A 14,843-nucleotide genomic window follows, 5' to 3' on the forward strand; every position below is an offset into this window, starting at 1 on the left:
GCGCGCGGACGATCGCCGCGAACCCGTGGGACGAGGTGACGATCTGGGGTTGTGCGCAAGTTGTTGACGGTTTGTTTATGCGGCTTTTGTCCAGGCCGCTTGGTGTAGTTCGTATTCGATGGGGGATTTGCCGCCCAGGCTGGTGTGGATGCGGCGGCGGTTGTAGAAGTCTTCGATCCAGGTGGCGACCCCGGTGTAGACCTGGTCGCGGGTGGTGAAGGTACGCCGGTAGTAGTACTCGGTTTTGAGGGTGGCCCAAAAGGATTCGGCCATGGCGTTATCCCAGCACACTCCGGCCCGCCCCATCGACACTCTTCCTTTCACGGCGCGCATGTAGGCGGCCAGCTTCTCGGAGGTGAACTGTGTTCCCCGATCAGCGTGGAGCACGACCCCAGTGGGGAAGCCGCCACGGGTGGTGGCGGCCATGTCGAGCGCGGTGATGACCAGGTCGGTGCTTTGCTGCTCACCCATGGCGTATCCGAGCACTCTACGCGAGTGCGCATCGCGCACGGCGCACAGGTAGACCCAGCCTTGGGCGCAGCGCAGGTAGGTAAAGTCCGTGATCCATACGCGATCAAGAGCGCCTTGGTCCCACTGGCGGGCGCAGTGATCCTCATGGGCCACAGGTCCGCGCCCGCCGCGCTTGGCCGGGCGTGGGTGCGTGTTCAGGCCTGTCAGGCCCTGGCGGCGCATCGACGCGGCGACCGCACGCACACCCACATCCACGCCCGCGCGCGTCAGAGCATGGCGGATGCGAGGAGCCCCATACGTGCCGCCCGACACCTCGTGTTCCCAGGCCACCGCCTCATCCAAACGCCGACGCGCCGATGCGCGCTTGCCCCGCTGGGGTGCACGGTTTTTCCACGCGTAATAGCCCGCGCGCGTGACCCCTAGAACGCTGGCCATCAAGGTAATCGAGTAGGAAGCCTTCTGCGCGTCCATCAGTTCAAAGCGCTGGTGTTTTGGTGCCGAGACGCGAAGAAGGCGCTGGCTTTTCCCAAGAACTCGTTCTCCTTCTCCAGCTCGCGCACCCTCCGGCGCAATGCCGTGATCTCAGCTTCCAGCTCGCGTGGATCTGGACGACCCTCACGCACGGCTTGACGCCGCTCGCGCTCGAGTTTGACCCACCGGCCCACCACCGATTCACCCAGCCCTAAATCCCGGGCCACAGACGCGATCGAAGACCCCGTATCCAACACCAGAGACGCGACATCACGACGATACTCCGGCGTAAAACGACGACGAGTTCCCATAACAGGCACCTCACTCTCCGCAGGCACACACACCCGCTTAACGAAGTGTCAACAACACAAGCCTAACCCCATCGATTCGGAGCATCGGGAAGGGGGAGGGGAACGCCATGGTAAAAGGCCCGCCCGCATAGGCCGTCGCGACAAAACAGAATGAGGCCGCGAGGGACACAACTGTGGGCCAGGGGATTCGTGAGGCTCTGGGGGCCCTCGTGGTGACGGTGTTGTTAATGAGGGGAACTGGTTGAGCAACGTTGAGTGTGCGTGAGGGTTGGTTGGTGTCCTGCGCGTTGGTCGGAACGGCACCATCGAGTCGACGCAGGAGCATGTAGAGCCTGATCGAGGCGACCAAGTCGGCGATGGGAATGGTGTGCCAACGCTTGTAATTCTTTGCCGTTTCAGGGGAGATCACCTGCTCGTCGCGCGCGCGGATAATCGCCGCGAACCCGTAGCACGAAGTGACGATCATGAGCGCGTATGACAGGACGGCATAGGGGGTGAGCAGGGCAAACTCCAGCGGTAATGCCTCAGGGCGGAGGGAGAACTGGCTACCAATAAGCGCAAAGACAACGAGGCTCACCAGGAATACTGGCAGAAAGCATACCTTGAGGACGAGGCCCCACAAGGCGAGGTCGCGCGTGCGCTCCGTGCGTACAAGCCCGAACGCGATGGCCGCATTCGCGGCGCCGAGGGTGACCAGCAGGAGGAGCCACATCAGCGGAGGAATCACGTTGAAGGCCCGACAGCCGAACAGGGTCCCCGCGGGTTCGCCCGCGTAGAACACGACGATGAACGCGATGGGCAGAGCGACCCTGAGTATTTTGGACACGTGGAGCCCCCTCGTCGATCGTCGTTGACTGGAAACGAATATAGCAGTGCTTCTCCTGCGAATGTCCTCGTTTCCGTTGGGGAGTGAATGCTCTTAGTGTCTCGTTTGCGCTTGGGCGTGGCGACAGCGGTTGTCGGGTGGTCATGTCGATATGGGCGAAGCGGATGGTTAGGCGTGTGAGAGTCCTGGCCGCGAACGCATTTATATGTGGGCAGTGTCATAGGGTGTAAGCAATTTTCGTGTAGTGGTGATGCTGTTTGGAGGCTGATCATGGGGTGTCGTCGGATGCTTGGAGTCGAGGATCGTGCGGCGATTATGGCGGGGGTAAATGCGGGTTTGTCCCAGACATGTATCGCCCACTTGATTGGGCGTAGTCCCTCGGTGGTGTGCCGTGAGATCGCCCGCCACCGGGGTCCTGGCGGCGTGTACCAGGCCAGGACGCCGGGAGAGCGGCGCAGGCGGCCACGCGCCGCCCCAAGAAGCGGCTCCTGGACCGCGATGAGGTTCATCGCCGCCGCGCGATTGCTGATTTGTCCCAGGGGCGCGCGGGAGCTCACCGACCTCGCGTGCGAATGGCGTGAGTCCGCCGATGAGGAGGTCCCCGAGATTACGGAAAAGAGCTTCGCTCGCCGGATCGAGCTGCGCACCATCGCGATGGACGCCGACGGTTCATTCTCCGCCTACTTCGACGACGACGACATGTTCTTCGGGCACTGCGTCACTGCGTACGGAACTCTGACGGACGGGGTGACCGCGGCGAACATGGAGGGGTGAGTACTGGCTGCTGGAGGTGAGGTGATGATTCGTGGGTGCGTATGCGCCGAACCTTCTCTGGTCGGTGCCGACGCATCAGTTCCCGTGTTTGTAAGTCTCGGCCTTGTTCTCGTTTCGTTGGACCGGGCAGAGGCTGTTCTCTGATGAGGAGAGTGGGCTCGAGTCAAAGTAGACGTATATACATCAATCGTGATAATGTGATGTGTAAACGTCTGCGAAGGGGTGGTCTCCGTGAGGGTGGATGAGCTCGTCGACTTCGTCGCGCTCGTGGGTGGTGTTGCTTCTTCTTCTCAGCTGAAATCTGCAGGATTCTCGGCTGGACTCATTGCGCATGCTAGTGAGGGCGGTCGCATTGAGCGGCTCACACGAGGAGTTTACTGCACTCCAGATGTCTTTGACGATGACTTTCTTGTGATTAGTGCCCGGTGGAAAAAGAGTATTTTCTCCCATGCCAGCGCCCTGTATCTTAATGGACTGTCGGATCGTCTGCCTGTCGCACAGTCCGTGACAGTGCCGCGGGGATATAACTCTATGAAGATGGCTCAGGAATTTCCGGGTATTCAGGTTCATTGGGTGCGGCCTGACCTATACGAACTTGGCGTAACATGCCTTGTAACGCCTTCCGGTAACACAGTGAGGAGTTATGGTGCTGAGCGCGCAATCGCCGACCTGATTCGAGAAAGGAAGGCTGGGACTGTCGATGCTCAGCTTATGCAAGATGCTATCGGAGGGTACTTTCGGAGGGGTGAGAAGGACCTGCAAGGGTTGACTGATATGTGCTCAGCTCTTGGAGTACGTCGTGAGTTGCAGGTGTATCTGGAGGTGTTGTAATCGTGGCGATTCGTAACGATGCGAGTCTGCGTGGAAAGATTCGAGCAATTGCGAAGAGAGAGGGGCTGCGCCCTCAAGAAGTCCTGCAGATGTTTCTATTTGAACATTTGCTGCTTCGTCTCGAGAAAACGTCGTATGTTGATAAGTTCATTCTCAAAGGTGGCCTGCTAATTTCTTCGATGATTGGTGTCTCTCTGCGCACGACGATGGATATGGATACAACTGTTGTTGGTATGCCTCTTGATCGCGATTCTATTGAGCAAACGATGGAGCAGATCTGCTCTGTTGATGTCAGTGACGGAATGGAATACATCTTCGAGCGGGTCGAGTCAATCAGAACGGATGACGAATATCCAAATTGGCGTGCTCATATTATGGTCAGGTATGGAAGAATGAATGCGCCAATTAAAGTTGATATCACAACAGGTGATTCTATCGTTCCTGCGGAGGTTGAGTATCCGTATCCGATGTTGTTCGAAGATCGCGCTATAAGGCTTATGTCTTATCCTGTGGCGACGATTCTCGCTGAGAAGTTTGAAACGGTCGTCAGCAGAGGTGTTGCCAATACACGTGGGAGGGACTTCTATGACATTTACGTATTCTTGAATACTCGTGGTGATCAGATTGAATATGGCCAGGTCAAGCGTGCCCTCGAGGCAACAGCGCGCAAAAGGGGAACGTCTGCTTTTGTTGCCGATTATAGGAGTCGACTAGAGAAGGTGCGGCTTTCCGATGATATGCTGGCAGTATGGGAGTCTTATGTGAGATCGGCGCCTTACGCATCTGACATTTCCTTCGATGATGTGGTGAGTGCCGCAGTGCGGCTTGGCAACTTGGTGTCTGCGTGATTCGCCATTCCTGGTAACCGGATGAAGGATTCATCATAGTTGAGTGTGAGGAGGAGGCCAGTCTCGTGAGAGGCCTCGGCCGCGGGTGGTTACACCCGGCGTGCGTCCCGCGCAGGTAGAGGGTCAGACTGATCACGTCGACCCCGATGAGGGCTACGCTGAAAGCTGCGTTGGCGGACAGGTTGATCATGGGGATGCCCATGAGCGTGCGGCACATGTAGGGGATCAGACAGGTTGTCCACACGGCGATGCTAGTCATAGCCGAAGCATTCCATCGAGTCTGCGCGAACCTCCCGATGAGATTCGCTCTCACTTCAGATGGTAGAAACAGGCTCATGAGCAACACGACCCCCTTGTTTGCGCCGCGAGGCCTACCCCGCCAAGCAGGGTAGGCCTCGTTATGCGCGTCTAGTCCGCTAGGGAATCAGGCGGTGAAATCCTGCGGCGCGCTGTGGGGGCCTAGGGAACGGACCTACTTCTGGCCCTCCACGTCGGGCACGTATGCGAGGAAGCCTGCCAAGACCTCGTCGTTGTGCTCGAAGAACGGCTTCCCCTTGTCGAGGGAATCGATCTGGGCCATGTCCTCGTCGGTCAGCGCAAAGTCGAACAGGTCGATGTTCTGAGCGATGTGTGACGGCGTCTTCGAGCCCGGGATCACGACGTGTCCCTGCTGGATGTGCCAACGCAGCAGTACCTGGGCGGGGGACTTGCCGTGCTTCTCGGCGAGTTCCTGGACGAGGGACTCGGTCATGATCGAGTCGTTGCCGCGTCCGCCCAGTGGGTACCACGCCTGCAGCGCGATGTTGTGCTCCTTGAGGAGCGCCTTGAGTTCGGTCTGCGGGAAGTAGGGGTGGCACTCGACCTGGTTGATTGTGGGGACGACCTCGCACTCGTCGAGGATGCGCTGCGTCTGGGCCACGTCGAAGTTCGACAGGCCGATCGCGCGAATCTTGCCTTCCTTGTGTGCCTTCTCGAGGATGCGGTATCCCGCGACCGTGTCGCCGGCGGGCTGGTGCAGGATCATCAGGTCGATGTAGTCCGTGCCCAGGCGCTCGAGCGTCTCGTCGACGGCGGTGGGGCGTTCGAAGAACGACGGCCAGAGTTTCGTCTCGAGGACAATCTCCTCGCGCGCCTTCGAGGATGCGCGCATGCCGCGACCGACGGCGCGCTCGTTCACGTAGACGTTCGCCGTGTCGATGAGCGTGTAGCCGTTGTCGAGCGCGTAGGTGACAGCCGACTGCGCGTCGTCCGGCTCCAACAGGTAGGTGCCGAGGCCGACCTGGGGGATGGTGACGCCGTTGTTCAGGGTGATGTGGTCCATGTGAGCTCCTTCGTTCTCGTCAGAGGCGTGCGCTGGAACGGCAGTGCGGTAGTCGAACTGCGCGGACGCTGCTGATTGTCAGCCTATAGTCATCCCGGGAAGGCATGCCTGACGGCGGTCGCGTGTAGGCGTGTGACATGTGACGAGTTGGCGTCAGGAGCGCTGTGATCCCTCGGTTCTGCGATTGACGAGGGCTTGCTCAGGCCTATACTGAACACTGTTCATTATGGATTGTTGCAGGTAGTAAGACGATAGGAAATCGTGCCCAAACAAGTGATCGACCCGGGGAAGCTGGTCAGCCAGGCCTTCGCCATTGCCTCGCGCGACGGCATCTCCGCGCTCTCGGTGCGCAAGGTTGCCGCCGCGTGCGGCATCGCGGTCGGCTCCGTCTACGGCTACTTCCCGACCAAGGCGGACTTGACGGCCGCCGTGCTCACCCGCTTCTTCGACGAGAACCTCTCCGACGAGCTGTGCGCGGTGCGCCCCGGCGAGCGCTTCACCTCCTACGTGAGGCGATTCCGCGAGGCTCTGTGCGCCGCGCGCGTCGGCATGAGCGTCGACTGGTTCGCCGAAATGCGCCGCCTCCCCAGCGGCGAACAGAAAGCCCTCGAGGCCGTGCGCGCCCCCATGCTCGCCCACATTGAACGTGGGCTCAGGAGTGTCCTCGATGCGGACGAGGCCGTGGATCGCTCCCAGCTCGTCGGCCCCATGAGCGCCGATGCCCTGTGTCGCTACGTGCTGCGCAGTATTTTCGCTTCGCTCATGGAGGGCGGCGAGTGTGAGACGCTGTTCGCCCTCCTCGATGCCGCCCTGTATGAGACCACCGCAGAAGAAAAGGAAACAAAACAATGAGTCGATTCCGCATCAAGAAGCAGCCCCTGATCGCCGTCGCCGGTGTCGTCTGGCTGCTCGCCGGCCTGAACGTCGCGATCCTCGGCGTGCGCGCGGCCATCGACATGCGCGGAGTCGCGGCGATTATTTTCCTGGCGCTTGCGGGTGGCGCGGTCGCCATCTTCTGCGCGTTCCACCCCATGTTCAGCAAGCTCGTCAAGAAGAACGCCCAGCGCATCGCCGACCTGGAGGGGGAGCGCCACCACGTCGTGCGCTTCTTTGACCGCAAGAGCTACCTCATGATGGCAATCATGATGTCCTTCGGCATTGGCATGCGCGCCGCAGGACTCTTCCCTGACTGGTTCATCGCTTTCTTCTACACTGGCCTCGGTCTCGCCCTGACCCTCGCGGGCGCCAGCTACATCGCGCGCGGCGTGCGCGGCCGCGCCTGGGCGTTTCACGGGACCGACTGAGCGTTTCACGCTCTCCCGGCCACGGCCTCGTCAATCGACGAGGCCGTCGTGCCCCCAGTACTGCTGCTTCGTGTGTCCGCTGTGAGTGCTGCGCTGTCCGTGTTGACTGCAGTGCTAGTGTGACCCTGTTTGAGTGACCTGCACACCATGGATAGCACATGAACTTCTATACCCTCGACTACATCGTCTCGCATCAGAGTCTGGACGCGACACGGCGTCTAGCTGCGATCATCGTCTTGCTCGTTGTGGCTCTCGCTTTTAGTGCCCTGTATCTGCGTAACCGGGTGAAAACCCGCTGGCGTGACGCGGGTATTGGGCTCTTGGTGTTCTCGCTCGTGCTCCTGGGGATCCAGACCGAGCAGTACCTGAGGCTCAGTGACCAGCAGTCCCAGGCCCAGCTCCTCGTGGGTTTCATCGAGGGGGTTGCCGTCGATCACGGTGTCCAGGCGAGCGATGTCATGGTGAATAAGACGTCCCTGGAAGATGGCATGATTGTGCGCTTCAACGAGGAGGACTACACCGTCCATCTCAATAATGACAACAATTCCTTCACTCTTGAGCGCACGCACATTATCGACCATGGCATCTATGTGAACGGGGAGCACTGACATGGACTTCTACACGTTGACGGCTATCAAGTTCGCGCTCGGTATCCTCACGATGCTGCTCCAGATCAACATCTTGGGAAAGCGCGACTTCTCGCTGAATACGCCTCTCAATCAGGTGCAGAACTATGTGTTGGGCGGCATCATCGGCGGCGTCATCTACAACTCGTCGATTTCCGTCTTGCAGTTTCTCGTCATCATCTTGATCTGGTCGCTCGTTGTTATCGCGACGAAGATCCTCATCGATACCAGCAAAACCTTTAAGAAGCTTGCGGCCTGTCAGCCCGAGCTGATCGTTCGTGATGGTGAAGTGGATATTGCGCGCTGCGCGAAGGTGGGAATGACCGCGGAGGGACTGAGTAGGAGCCTGCGTGAGCAGAAGATTGCCAGCGTGGGTGACGTTGCCGCAGCGATCATGGAAACCAACGGGTCTTTGACGATTCGCGTGCGAGGTGACGGTTCGAAGCGCTCGCTTCTGCCGCTCGTGACCGACGGTCAGCTCGTCCCTGATGGCCTCCTTCTTGCAGGCAAGGATAAAGCCTGGATCAAGGAGGAACTCAAGAAGTTGGGGTACTCGTCGGTCAAGCAGGTGTTCCTGGGTGAGCTCGTCTCTGGACACCTCGAGGTCATCCCCTACCCAAAGACAACGAGTGTGAAGAGCTAACTTCGAGGAGGCCTCGTCAATGGACGAGGCCTCCTGCCGTTTGCTGGTCAGGTGCCCTTTGTGGCCACGCGATTACCGCCAGTGGCGGTATAATTGTGGCGGTAATAGGAGGTGGTCATGGCATACGAACCGTCGTTCGAACGCACCGACGTGATTGATGCGCTCTGCATGGAGATCGCTGAGCTCGTCGGTATGCTGTCGCCTCAAGCACCACTGTCGACCAGCCCGACGCTGCGTCGGGAGCTGCGGATCCAGACGATCTACTCCTCGCTCGTCATCGAAGGTAACAAACTCGATGAGCGCGCGGTGAGCGCGATTATCGACGGCAAGCGGGTTCTCGGAGACCGGCGTGACATCCTCGAAGTTGAAAACGCACGCGCCGCCTACGACCTTATTTCTGAACTCGATCCTCATTCGTTGGCGGATCTGCTGCGGGTTCACCGCGTCATGATGGGTGGCCTCGTCCCCGATGCTGGGCGCTTTCGGTCGGGCAATGTCGGTGTGTTCAACGGGGATACCCTCATCCATGCCGGGACTCCGGCTGCCTACGTCCCCGAGGTGATGGGTGGCCTCTTCGAGTGGGTGCATGCGACGTGCATGCACCCACTCCTCGTCTCGTGCATTTTCCACTTCGAGTTCGAGTTCTGCCACCCCTTTTCAGATGGGAATGGCCGGATGGGACGTCTCTGGCACACACTACTGTTGTCGCGGTGGCGTCCGGTGCTGGCCTGGGTGCCCATCGAGTCCGCAATCAGGAGGCGGCAGGCGGATTATTACGAGGCCTTGACCCGCTCGGGTGCGACCGGTTCGTGTGAGAGTTTCGTGGAGTTCATGCTCGAAGCAATCAGGGAAGCCATACTTCCGTATGCGCGGCCAGAGAGTGCAGCGGACGCAGAGCGCGCCCGGGTGCTCGCTTTCTTCCGCGACAACACGCGGTCAACCGTTGCTCAGCTCGCGCAGGACCTCGGATGTTCGAAGAGGAGCGCCGAGCGCATAGTCGCACAACTGAAAGAAGAAGGCTCCCTTGAGCGCCAGGGGAGTCCCCGAGCAGGCATGTGGATTGTTCACGCCGCCGGACGCTAGGCGTTCCGCCAGAACTCGACGTGCTGGCGCGGGGAAAAGCCTCGCTCTTTCAGCGTGCCGTCGACGTAGTCGAAGCGCGTGGGGGTCACCTTGATGATGTTCATGACGAAGGGCATGGCGCGCAGGCGCTCCATGGGGAGACCCCGCAGCTCGCAGGCGTGAGCGTAGTCTTCGCCGAAAGGCTCAACGACCTCGGCGGTGCCCGTGACCTGCAAGCCCGCCAGCGTCGCGAAAGAAATGTCGTCGTCATGGATCGCCAGGCACACGTTCTTGTTGGCCTGCAGGGCGCGGAACTTTTGGCCGCCCTCGCTGATGATCCAGAATGCCCCTTCGGCGTAGAGATATTCGACCGTCGTGTTGCGCACGATACCGTTCCCGGCGGTCGCCAGTGTGCAGATCTTGTGCCTGGCCAGGAAGGCCTCGATCTCCGTGAACAAGTCAGCCGCGGGCATGCGCGTCTCTGCGCTCTCCTGTGCGATCCAGTGGTTTGCCGCAGCCTCCCAGTCGATGCCATTCATTGCGAATCTCCCTCTTTATCGATAGGGCACACGTCGTTGAGGCCCTCCACCCAGGATATGGCGGCGACGCGATTTAGTCGACGTTCTCGTGCCTGGGACTATGAACGAGGCCGGGGCGAGCTCGCGTGAAGCGCACAGAGTCGATCGCGTGCCGGGGCCTTGCCGGTGATATCACTGGTAGATGTGTTGGCGGTGTCCGACGGAAAACACTTCGATGATGAGGCGGTCGTCCTCGATGATGCACAGGGCGCGGTAGTTGCCGATGCGGTAGCGCCACTCGCCTGATTGGTTGGCTGTGAGGCCTTTGCCGTGGATGCGGGGGTCCGAGCAGCCCTCGAGGTTTTTGCCGATCCATGACGTAATGAGTCGCGCGTCGAATCGGTCCATTTTCTTCAGTTGCTTGAGGGCTGTGTCGCTGTACTCGACGTGGTAGGACATTTACAGGCCCAGCTGCGCGAGTATCTGCTCGTGGGTGTAGCGAACGCCGTTGTCTGCAGCGATTGCCTCGCGCAGGGTGGCGAGGTCCTGCTGGTCCTCGATCTTCTCGAAGACGGCATCTCGAACGAAGTCGGAAATTGTTTTTCCCTCAAATTCGGCGTACTTGCGCACGACTTCGGCGTCCGTTTCGTCAAGGCGCATGGTCATGGTGGGCATGGTGACCTCCTAGAGCTGAATACAACGTATTCTATGCTCAGTCGACGTCCTCGTGCCAGATCTGGCGCATGGGAACGCCCTTGTCAAAGGTGCGGGTCGAGCCGTCCTGGAAGGTGACCTCGACCTTCTCCTTGTCCTCATCCTCCGGATCTTCGATCCAGTCCACCCAGTCGATGGCGGGGGAGAGGGTGCCGTCCTCCCAGACGATTCGGTAGCCTTCGCCCAGGAGCTCGGACATGACGTCCTCGATCTTGTCGGTGTGCACGGTGGGCCTTCCTTGCGTCGATGCGTGGGCGCGCTGCGGGTGCGCGTGGTTGAGATTCAGCTTAGCCGCGATGCCTCGGTGAGTTGGTCCCGACACTCGGCCCCGGCCTCGTCCGTTCTGGTCAGAGACGAGGACTGGGCAGGGGAAAACCGTAGTGTGTGCACGGTTGTGAGCGGCGTACCCTTGACGCGTGAGGGTTCTCGTCGTTCCCATGGTTGCCCGCTCGCGGATGGGCGGGCCGTGGTCGCGCGCGCAGCGCGTCGCCCGCGCCTTCCAGGACGGTGGCCACGAGGTGACGCTGGCCTGGGGAGACGACGGCAACTGCGCCGGTCCCATTGCCCCGATGCTCGAGATTCCGGTGCCCTCACCTCTCGGCCTTCCCGAGGCCATCGCCCGCCACACCTTCCCCCTGGCCTCGCGCCTCGGCCTCATGGGCCGCAAGCCCGTGCATAGCTTCGAGGAGGTCCTCTGGCTGACCGGCGCCCTCGACGAGCGCTACACGCGCGCTGCCGTCGACGCGCTCCGCGCCCACATGCGTGCCATCCGCCCCGACGTCGTCTACTCCGAATTCAACCTCGCCGCCATTATCGCCGCCCGCGCCGAGTGCATCCCGTGCGTGGGCAGCGCCTCGCAGCCGACGACCGCCTCCTACGCTTCCAACCCGCGCAAATCCGCAGGAATTCGACGCCTGCTGCGCGAGATGGGAATGCCCGCCCCGGCCTCGTCCCTGACCGTTCTCGAGGGGATGCGGCGCCGCTTCATCCCAAGCTGCCCGACCCTGGAACCGCGGGCGGGGGAGCGGGCCGTCTACTGCGGGTTCCTCGACGAGCCGCCCACACTGACGCCGACGCGTCGCGATTGCGTGCTCGTCTACCTCGGCGCGGGCAGCGTCCCCGCGGGCGTGGCCGTGCGCGCCGGGCGAGAGCTCGCCGAGGCCCTCGGCTGCGACGTGTCCGTCGCGGGAGTGCCAGAGGCCGTCCATACCGCACGCGGCCACACGGTGCGCTGCGCGCCCCGCTTCGACTTCTCTGAGCTCCTGCCGCGAGCCCGCGTCTTCGTGCATCACGGAGGACAAAACTCGATGATGGACGCCCTGTCTTATGAAGTCCCCCAGGTGATCGTCCCGGGTCGCGTCTTCGAGCGGCAATTCAACGCCGAGGCCGTGGAAAGCGCGCGCTGCGGCCTGACCGTGCGCGAGCCCAAGCCGGCGCTCATTGCACGCGCCGCCCGCCGCCTCGTCGACGAACCCGCCCTGACCTCGGGAATCCGAGGGCTGCGCGAGGAGCTGTCCTCGCTCGGCGGAGCCGCGCGCATCGTGCGCGAGGTCGAGGAACTGGTCGGTTAGCCTCAGTGCCAGCCGCGTAGGATCGCCTCCAGGCCCCGCTCAAACTGGGCGTTGAAATCGTAGCGGCCGTCCAGGAGGTCCTCGATGAGCGGGCGCAGCGCCTGCGCATCCTCGGGATCGAGCGCGGCGCTCGCGGACGACAGGTCGGCGGGCTGCTCGGGGGAACCGCCCACGGGCGGAACGACCTCGGCGGCGACGAAGGCCGTCGTGTAGATCGACACCGCGTTGACGAGACCCAGCATGTCGGCGTTCGGCGTGAAACCGCGCCGCGCCAGCGTCACGAACACGCGCGCCAGGAGCGACAGCTGCTCGGGCGTCGACATGGGGTGCGTGAGCAGCAGCATGACTGCGCCCGGGTGGGAGCGCAGCGTGGAGGCCAGGCAATGCGCGTAGGTGCGCATGTAGGCCAACAGGGGCGAGGCCTGGGTATCCCCGGTCGGCTCGCTCACCGCGGGCGTGGGTGTCGATTCGGGGTCGAACGCACCGGTATCTACTTGGTCGAGGAACGAGTCGAACGTGAGTCGCCAGACCTGCTCGGCGATGCCCTCCAGGAGCGCCGCTTTGTCGGGGAAATGACGATAAAAAGCGGCCTGGGAGACGCCGAGGCGCTTTCCCAGGGACCGCAGAGACAAAGCGGAGAGCCCCTCCTCGTCGACCAGGTCGAGCGCGCTCGACAAGATGATGTCTCGCGATAGCGCGCGCTGACGTGACGACGGCATGGACTCTCCGCTTCGGTGGACGTTACTCCCTGTGATACCGGAACTGTATCAGTGCCAGCCCCGCGATCACCGCGAAGAAACCCCACAGGACGCCGATCCGCGCCCCGACGTCGGCAAGTCCCGCCCCGTCCAGGCTCACCTCGTGAATCGCGGTGATCGCCCAGTAGGCGGGGGACAGGCGCGCGGCATGCTGCGCCCAATCCGGGAACGAGGAGACCGTGGAGAAAGACCCACCGATGCCCGCCGCCAGCATGCCAATGATGTTCGACAACGACAGGGCCGCGTCGCGGCTGCGCGACCACAGCGCGAGCGCGACGCCGAGCGCCGATAGGACCGCGGAGAAACTGAGGAGAATCGCGGCGAGCGCGACGAGGGACCCGGTCGGCCGGTATCCGAAAATGAGGGCGCCGAGCGCGAGGACAACCGCGATCTGGACGGTCTGCATGAGGAAGGAGACCAGGGCCTTGCCCGTCAGAATGGACGCGCGCGAGGTCGGGGAGGCCTCGAGGCGCTCCCACGTGCCCCACGAACGCTCGTTGAAGAACGAGCCGATGATGTTCTGCACGGCCAGGAATGAAAAGAGGATCGCGATCGACGGGACCGCCTGCTCGGCGCCCGTCACGCCCGCGTAGCCGTCGGCCAGGAGCATCGACTTGAACGCCGGCATCATGAAGGGAATCAGGACGAGGGGGATGACCGTCAGGATGAGCGTGGGCGCTGGGTCGGTGAGCTGTAGGCGGATGTTGAGGCGGGTCATGGCTCCGATTTGCTTAAGCTGCGACATGGTCACTCTCCTTGATGATCTGCAGGTACGCGTTGTGCAGGCTCGCCTGGGTGATGCGGACGTCCGTCAGGCGCGCCCCTTGAAGGGCGGGCGAGGCCAGGGCTTCGCCGATCCGCGAACCCGGGTCGGCCTCGTCCCCGATGTGCCGGAGGATCCTCCCGTCGGAGCTCCACCCATCGATTGAGGGAACCGGACGGTCGAACTCGAGGGTGACCTCGGCGCGCCCGTGGGCGGAAATGATGTCTTCGAGGGGACCGCGCGCGACGATGCGTCCCTCGTTCAGGATCGCGATGTTGGAGCCGAGCTCCTCGAACTCGGCGAGGTAGTGCGAGGTATAGACGATGGCCGCGCCATCCTGCGCGAGCTGGCGCACCGCTCCCAGGATCTGGCTGCGCGCCTCCACGTCCGCGCCGACGGTCGGCTCGTCCATGAACACCAGGCGCGGGCGGTGCATGATCGCCATGCCCGCGTGAAGCCTGCGCTGCTGCCCGCCCGACAGGTGCGAGGCGCGCTGACCGCGTTTCTCTGTGAGGCCGAGGAGGTCCATCACCTCGCCTGCTCGCGAGGCCGACTCGCGTCGAGTGAGCCCGTTCAGTTCGCCGAAGGCCGCCAGGTTCTGGGCGACGCTCAGGTCGGGGTAGATGCCCAGCTCCTGTGGCGCGTAGCCGATCAAACGCGCGGCCTCGACGGAGGAGGGGCGGTGCCCGCAGATGCTGGCGCTTCCAGAGTCGGCTTGGCGCAGCCCGCACAGAATCGTGATGAGCGTGGACTTGCCGGCCCCGTTTCGTCCGAGTAGCCCGAGGATCTGACCGGGTTCGACGCGCAGGTCGACCCCGCGCAGGACCTCGTGGGCGGCGTAGCTCTTGCGGATCCCCCGAGCCTCCAGGGCCGGGGCGTGTGGATGTGACACGGTTTCTCTCCCATCGGTTAACGCTGTTAACTTTGTGTCGCAGCTAAGGTTAACAGTGTTAACTTTCGTGTGCAAGCCGGTGCTACTCGCCGAGGAAAACTGCTGAATTGCTGCGTTTTTCTGACAATCTGTCGCTGCA

General features: G+C 62.0%; 20 protein-coding genes. 9 read left to right on the plus strand and 11 right to left on the minus strand.

All coding sequences use genetic code 11. The features are described 5' to 3' along the window. Positions 1-75: 75 nt before the first annotated feature. The 3 genes from QU663_RS02450 to QU663_RS02460 are packed head-to-tail and all read right to left on the minus strand — an operon-like array spanning position 76 to position 2,034. Positions 76-1,044, minus strand: coding sequence for an IS3 family transposase (locus QU663_RS02450; RefSeq protein ID WP_304990699.1), 969 nt, complete (start codon positions 1,042-1,044; stop codon positions 76-78). After that, entirely contained in the window at positions 942-1,253 is a 312-nt protein-coding gene (locus tag QU663_RS02455; protein WP_304990649.1) for a transposase, read from the minus strand. The genes QU663_RS02450 and QU663_RS02455 overlap by 103 nt, the downstream gene beginning before the upstream one ends. A gap of 37 nt (positions 1,254-1,290) precedes the next feature. Beyond that, positions 1,291-2,034: a hypothetical protein gene (locus QU663_RS02460; protein ID WP_304990660.1), complete on the minus strand. Its 744-nt coding sequence runs from the start codon at positions 2,032-2,034 to the stop codon at positions 1,291-1,293. A gap of 543 nt (positions 2,035-2,577) precedes the next feature. Between QU663_RS02460 and QU663_RS02465 the strand changes: the two genes are divergently transcribed. From QU663_RS02465 to QU663_RS02475, 3 genes are all read left to right on the plus strand, one after another. After that, entirely contained in the window at positions 2,578-2,853 is a 276-nt protein-coding gene (locus QU663_RS02465; RefSeq protein ID WP_021611473.1) for a DUF2262 domain-containing protein, read from the plus strand. A gap of 231 nt (positions 2,854-3,084) precedes the next feature. Further along, positions 3,085-3,684 (plus strand): type IV toxin-antitoxin system AbiEi family antitoxin domain-containing protein, encoded by a 600-nt coding sequence (locus QU663_RS02470; RefSeq protein ID WP_034480867.1) that lies wholly within the window; start codon positions 3,085-3,087, stop codon positions 3,682-3,684. Between the two features lie 2 nt (positions 3,685-3,686). Further along, on the plus strand, positions 3,687-4,532 hold the full coding sequence (locus QU663_RS02475; protein WP_051267756.1) for a nucleotidyl transferase AbiEii/AbiGii toxin family protein: 846 nt from the start codon (positions 3,687-3,689) through the stop codon (positions 4,530-4,532). Positions 4,533-5,004: 472 nt separating this feature from the next. Here the strand turns inward: QU663_RS02475 and QU663_RS02480 are convergent, their stop codons facing one another. After that, a complete protein-coding gene (locus tag QU663_RS02480; RefSeq protein WP_021611469.1) occupies positions 5,005-5,853 on the minus strand; it encodes an aldo/keto reductase in 849 nt (282 codons plus the stop codon). A gap of 261 nt (positions 5,854-6,114) precedes the next feature. On the opposite strand from QU663_RS02480, the gene QU663_RS02485 reads away from it, so the two are divergent. The 5 genes from QU663_RS02485 (at position 6,115) to QU663_RS02505 (ending at position 9,509) form a co-directional block, all read left to right on the plus strand. Further along, positions 6,115-6,705: a TetR/AcrR family transcriptional regulator gene (locus QU663_RS02485; protein ID WP_034480865.1), complete on the plus strand. Its 591-nt coding sequence runs from the start codon at positions 6,115-6,117 to the stop codon at positions 6,703-6,705. Beyond that, positions 6,702-7,157, plus strand: a complete 456-nt coding sequence (locus QU663_RS02490; protein WP_021611467.1) for a hypothetical protein — start codon at positions 6,702-6,704, stop codon at positions 7,155-7,157. The genes QU663_RS02485 and QU663_RS02490 overlap by 4 nt, the downstream gene beginning before the upstream one ends. Positions 7,158-7,315: 158 nt before the next feature. Beyond that, positions 7,316-7,765, plus strand: a complete 450-nt coding sequence (locus tag QU663_RS02495; RefSeq protein ID WP_021611465.1) for a DUF3290 domain-containing protein — start codon at positions 7,316-7,318, stop codon at positions 7,763-7,765. 1 nt (position 7,766) lies between these two features. Next, positions 7,767-8,426: a DUF421 domain-containing protein gene (locus QU663_RS02500; protein ID WP_021611464.1), complete on the plus strand. Its 660-nt coding sequence runs from the start codon at positions 7,767-7,769 to the stop codon at positions 8,424-8,426. Between the two features lie 117 nt (positions 8,427-8,543). Further along, positions 8,544-9,509, plus strand: a complete 966-nt coding sequence (locus QU663_RS02505) for a Fic family protein (protein WP_021611463.1) — start codon at positions 8,544-8,546, stop codon at positions 9,507-9,509. Here the strand turns inward: QU663_RS02505 and QU663_RS02510 are convergent. The 4 genes from QU663_RS02510 to QU663_RS02525 form a co-directional block, all read right to left on the minus strand. Continuing rightward, positions 9,506-10,027: a pyridoxamine 5'-phosphate oxidase family protein gene (locus QU663_RS02510; RefSeq protein ID WP_021611462.1), complete on the minus strand. Its 522-nt coding sequence runs from the start codon at positions 10,025-10,027 to the stop codon at positions 9,506-9,508. The genes QU663_RS02505 and QU663_RS02510 overlap by 4 nt on opposite strands. A 171-nt stretch (positions 10,028-10,198) precedes the next feature. Continuing rightward, positions 10,199-10,465 carry a type II toxin-antitoxin system RelE/ParE family toxin gene (locus tag QU663_RS02515; protein ID WP_021611461.1) on the minus strand — a complete coding sequence of 89 codons (267 nt, stop codon included), beginning with the start codon at positions 10,463-10,465 and terminating at the stop codon, positions 10,199-10,201. Beyond that, entirely contained in the window at positions 10,466-10,681 is a 216-nt protein-coding gene (gene relB / locus QU663_RS02520; protein ID WP_021611460.1) for a type II toxin-antitoxin system RelB family antitoxin, read from the minus strand. A 37-nt stretch (positions 10,682-10,718) separates the two neighbouring features. After that, positions 10,719-10,946, minus strand: a complete 228-nt coding sequence (locus QU663_RS02525) for a hypothetical protein (RefSeq protein ID WP_021611459.1) — start codon at positions 10,944-10,946, stop codon at positions 10,719-10,721. Positions 10,947-11,157: 211 nt separating this feature from the next. On the opposite strand from QU663_RS02525, the gene QU663_RS02530 reads away from it, so the two are divergent. Continuing rightward, positions 11,158-12,291, plus strand: a complete 1,134-nt coding sequence (locus QU663_RS02530) for a glycosyltransferase (protein ID WP_021611458.1) — start codon at positions 11,158-11,160, stop codon at positions 12,289-12,291. Between the two features lie 2 nt (positions 12,292-12,293). Here the strand turns inward: QU663_RS02530 and QU663_RS02535 are convergent, their stop codons facing one another. The 3 genes from QU663_RS02535 to QU663_RS02545 are packed head-to-tail and all read right to left on the minus strand — an operon-like array spanning position 12,294 to position 14,704. Continuing rightward, the gene (locus QU663_RS02535; RefSeq protein ID WP_021611457.1) at positions 12,294-13,010 is read right to left on the minus strand and encodes a TetR/AcrR family transcriptional regulator; all 717 of its coding nucleotides are present in this window, start codon (positions 13,008-13,010) and stop codon (positions 12,294-12,296) included. Between the two features lie 22 nt (positions 13,011-13,032). Next, entirely contained in the window at positions 13,033-13,794 is a 762-nt protein-coding gene (locus QU663_RS02540) for an ABC transporter permease (RefSeq protein ID WP_021611456.1), read from the minus strand. Further along, complete coding sequence (locus QU663_RS02545) at positions 13,781-14,704, minus strand: ABC transporter ATP-binding protein (protein WP_021611455.1); 924 nt, start codon at positions 14,702-14,704, stop codon at positions 13,781-13,783. The genes QU663_RS02540 and QU663_RS02545 overlap by 14 nt, the downstream gene beginning before the upstream one ends. Positions 14,705-14,843 lie beyond the last annotated feature (139 nt).

It is taken from the genome of Schaalia sp. HMT-172 (genome assembly GCF_030644365.1).
Taxonomy (GTDB): Bacteria; Actinomycetota; Actinomycetes; order Actinomycetales; family Actinomycetaceae; genus Pauljensenia.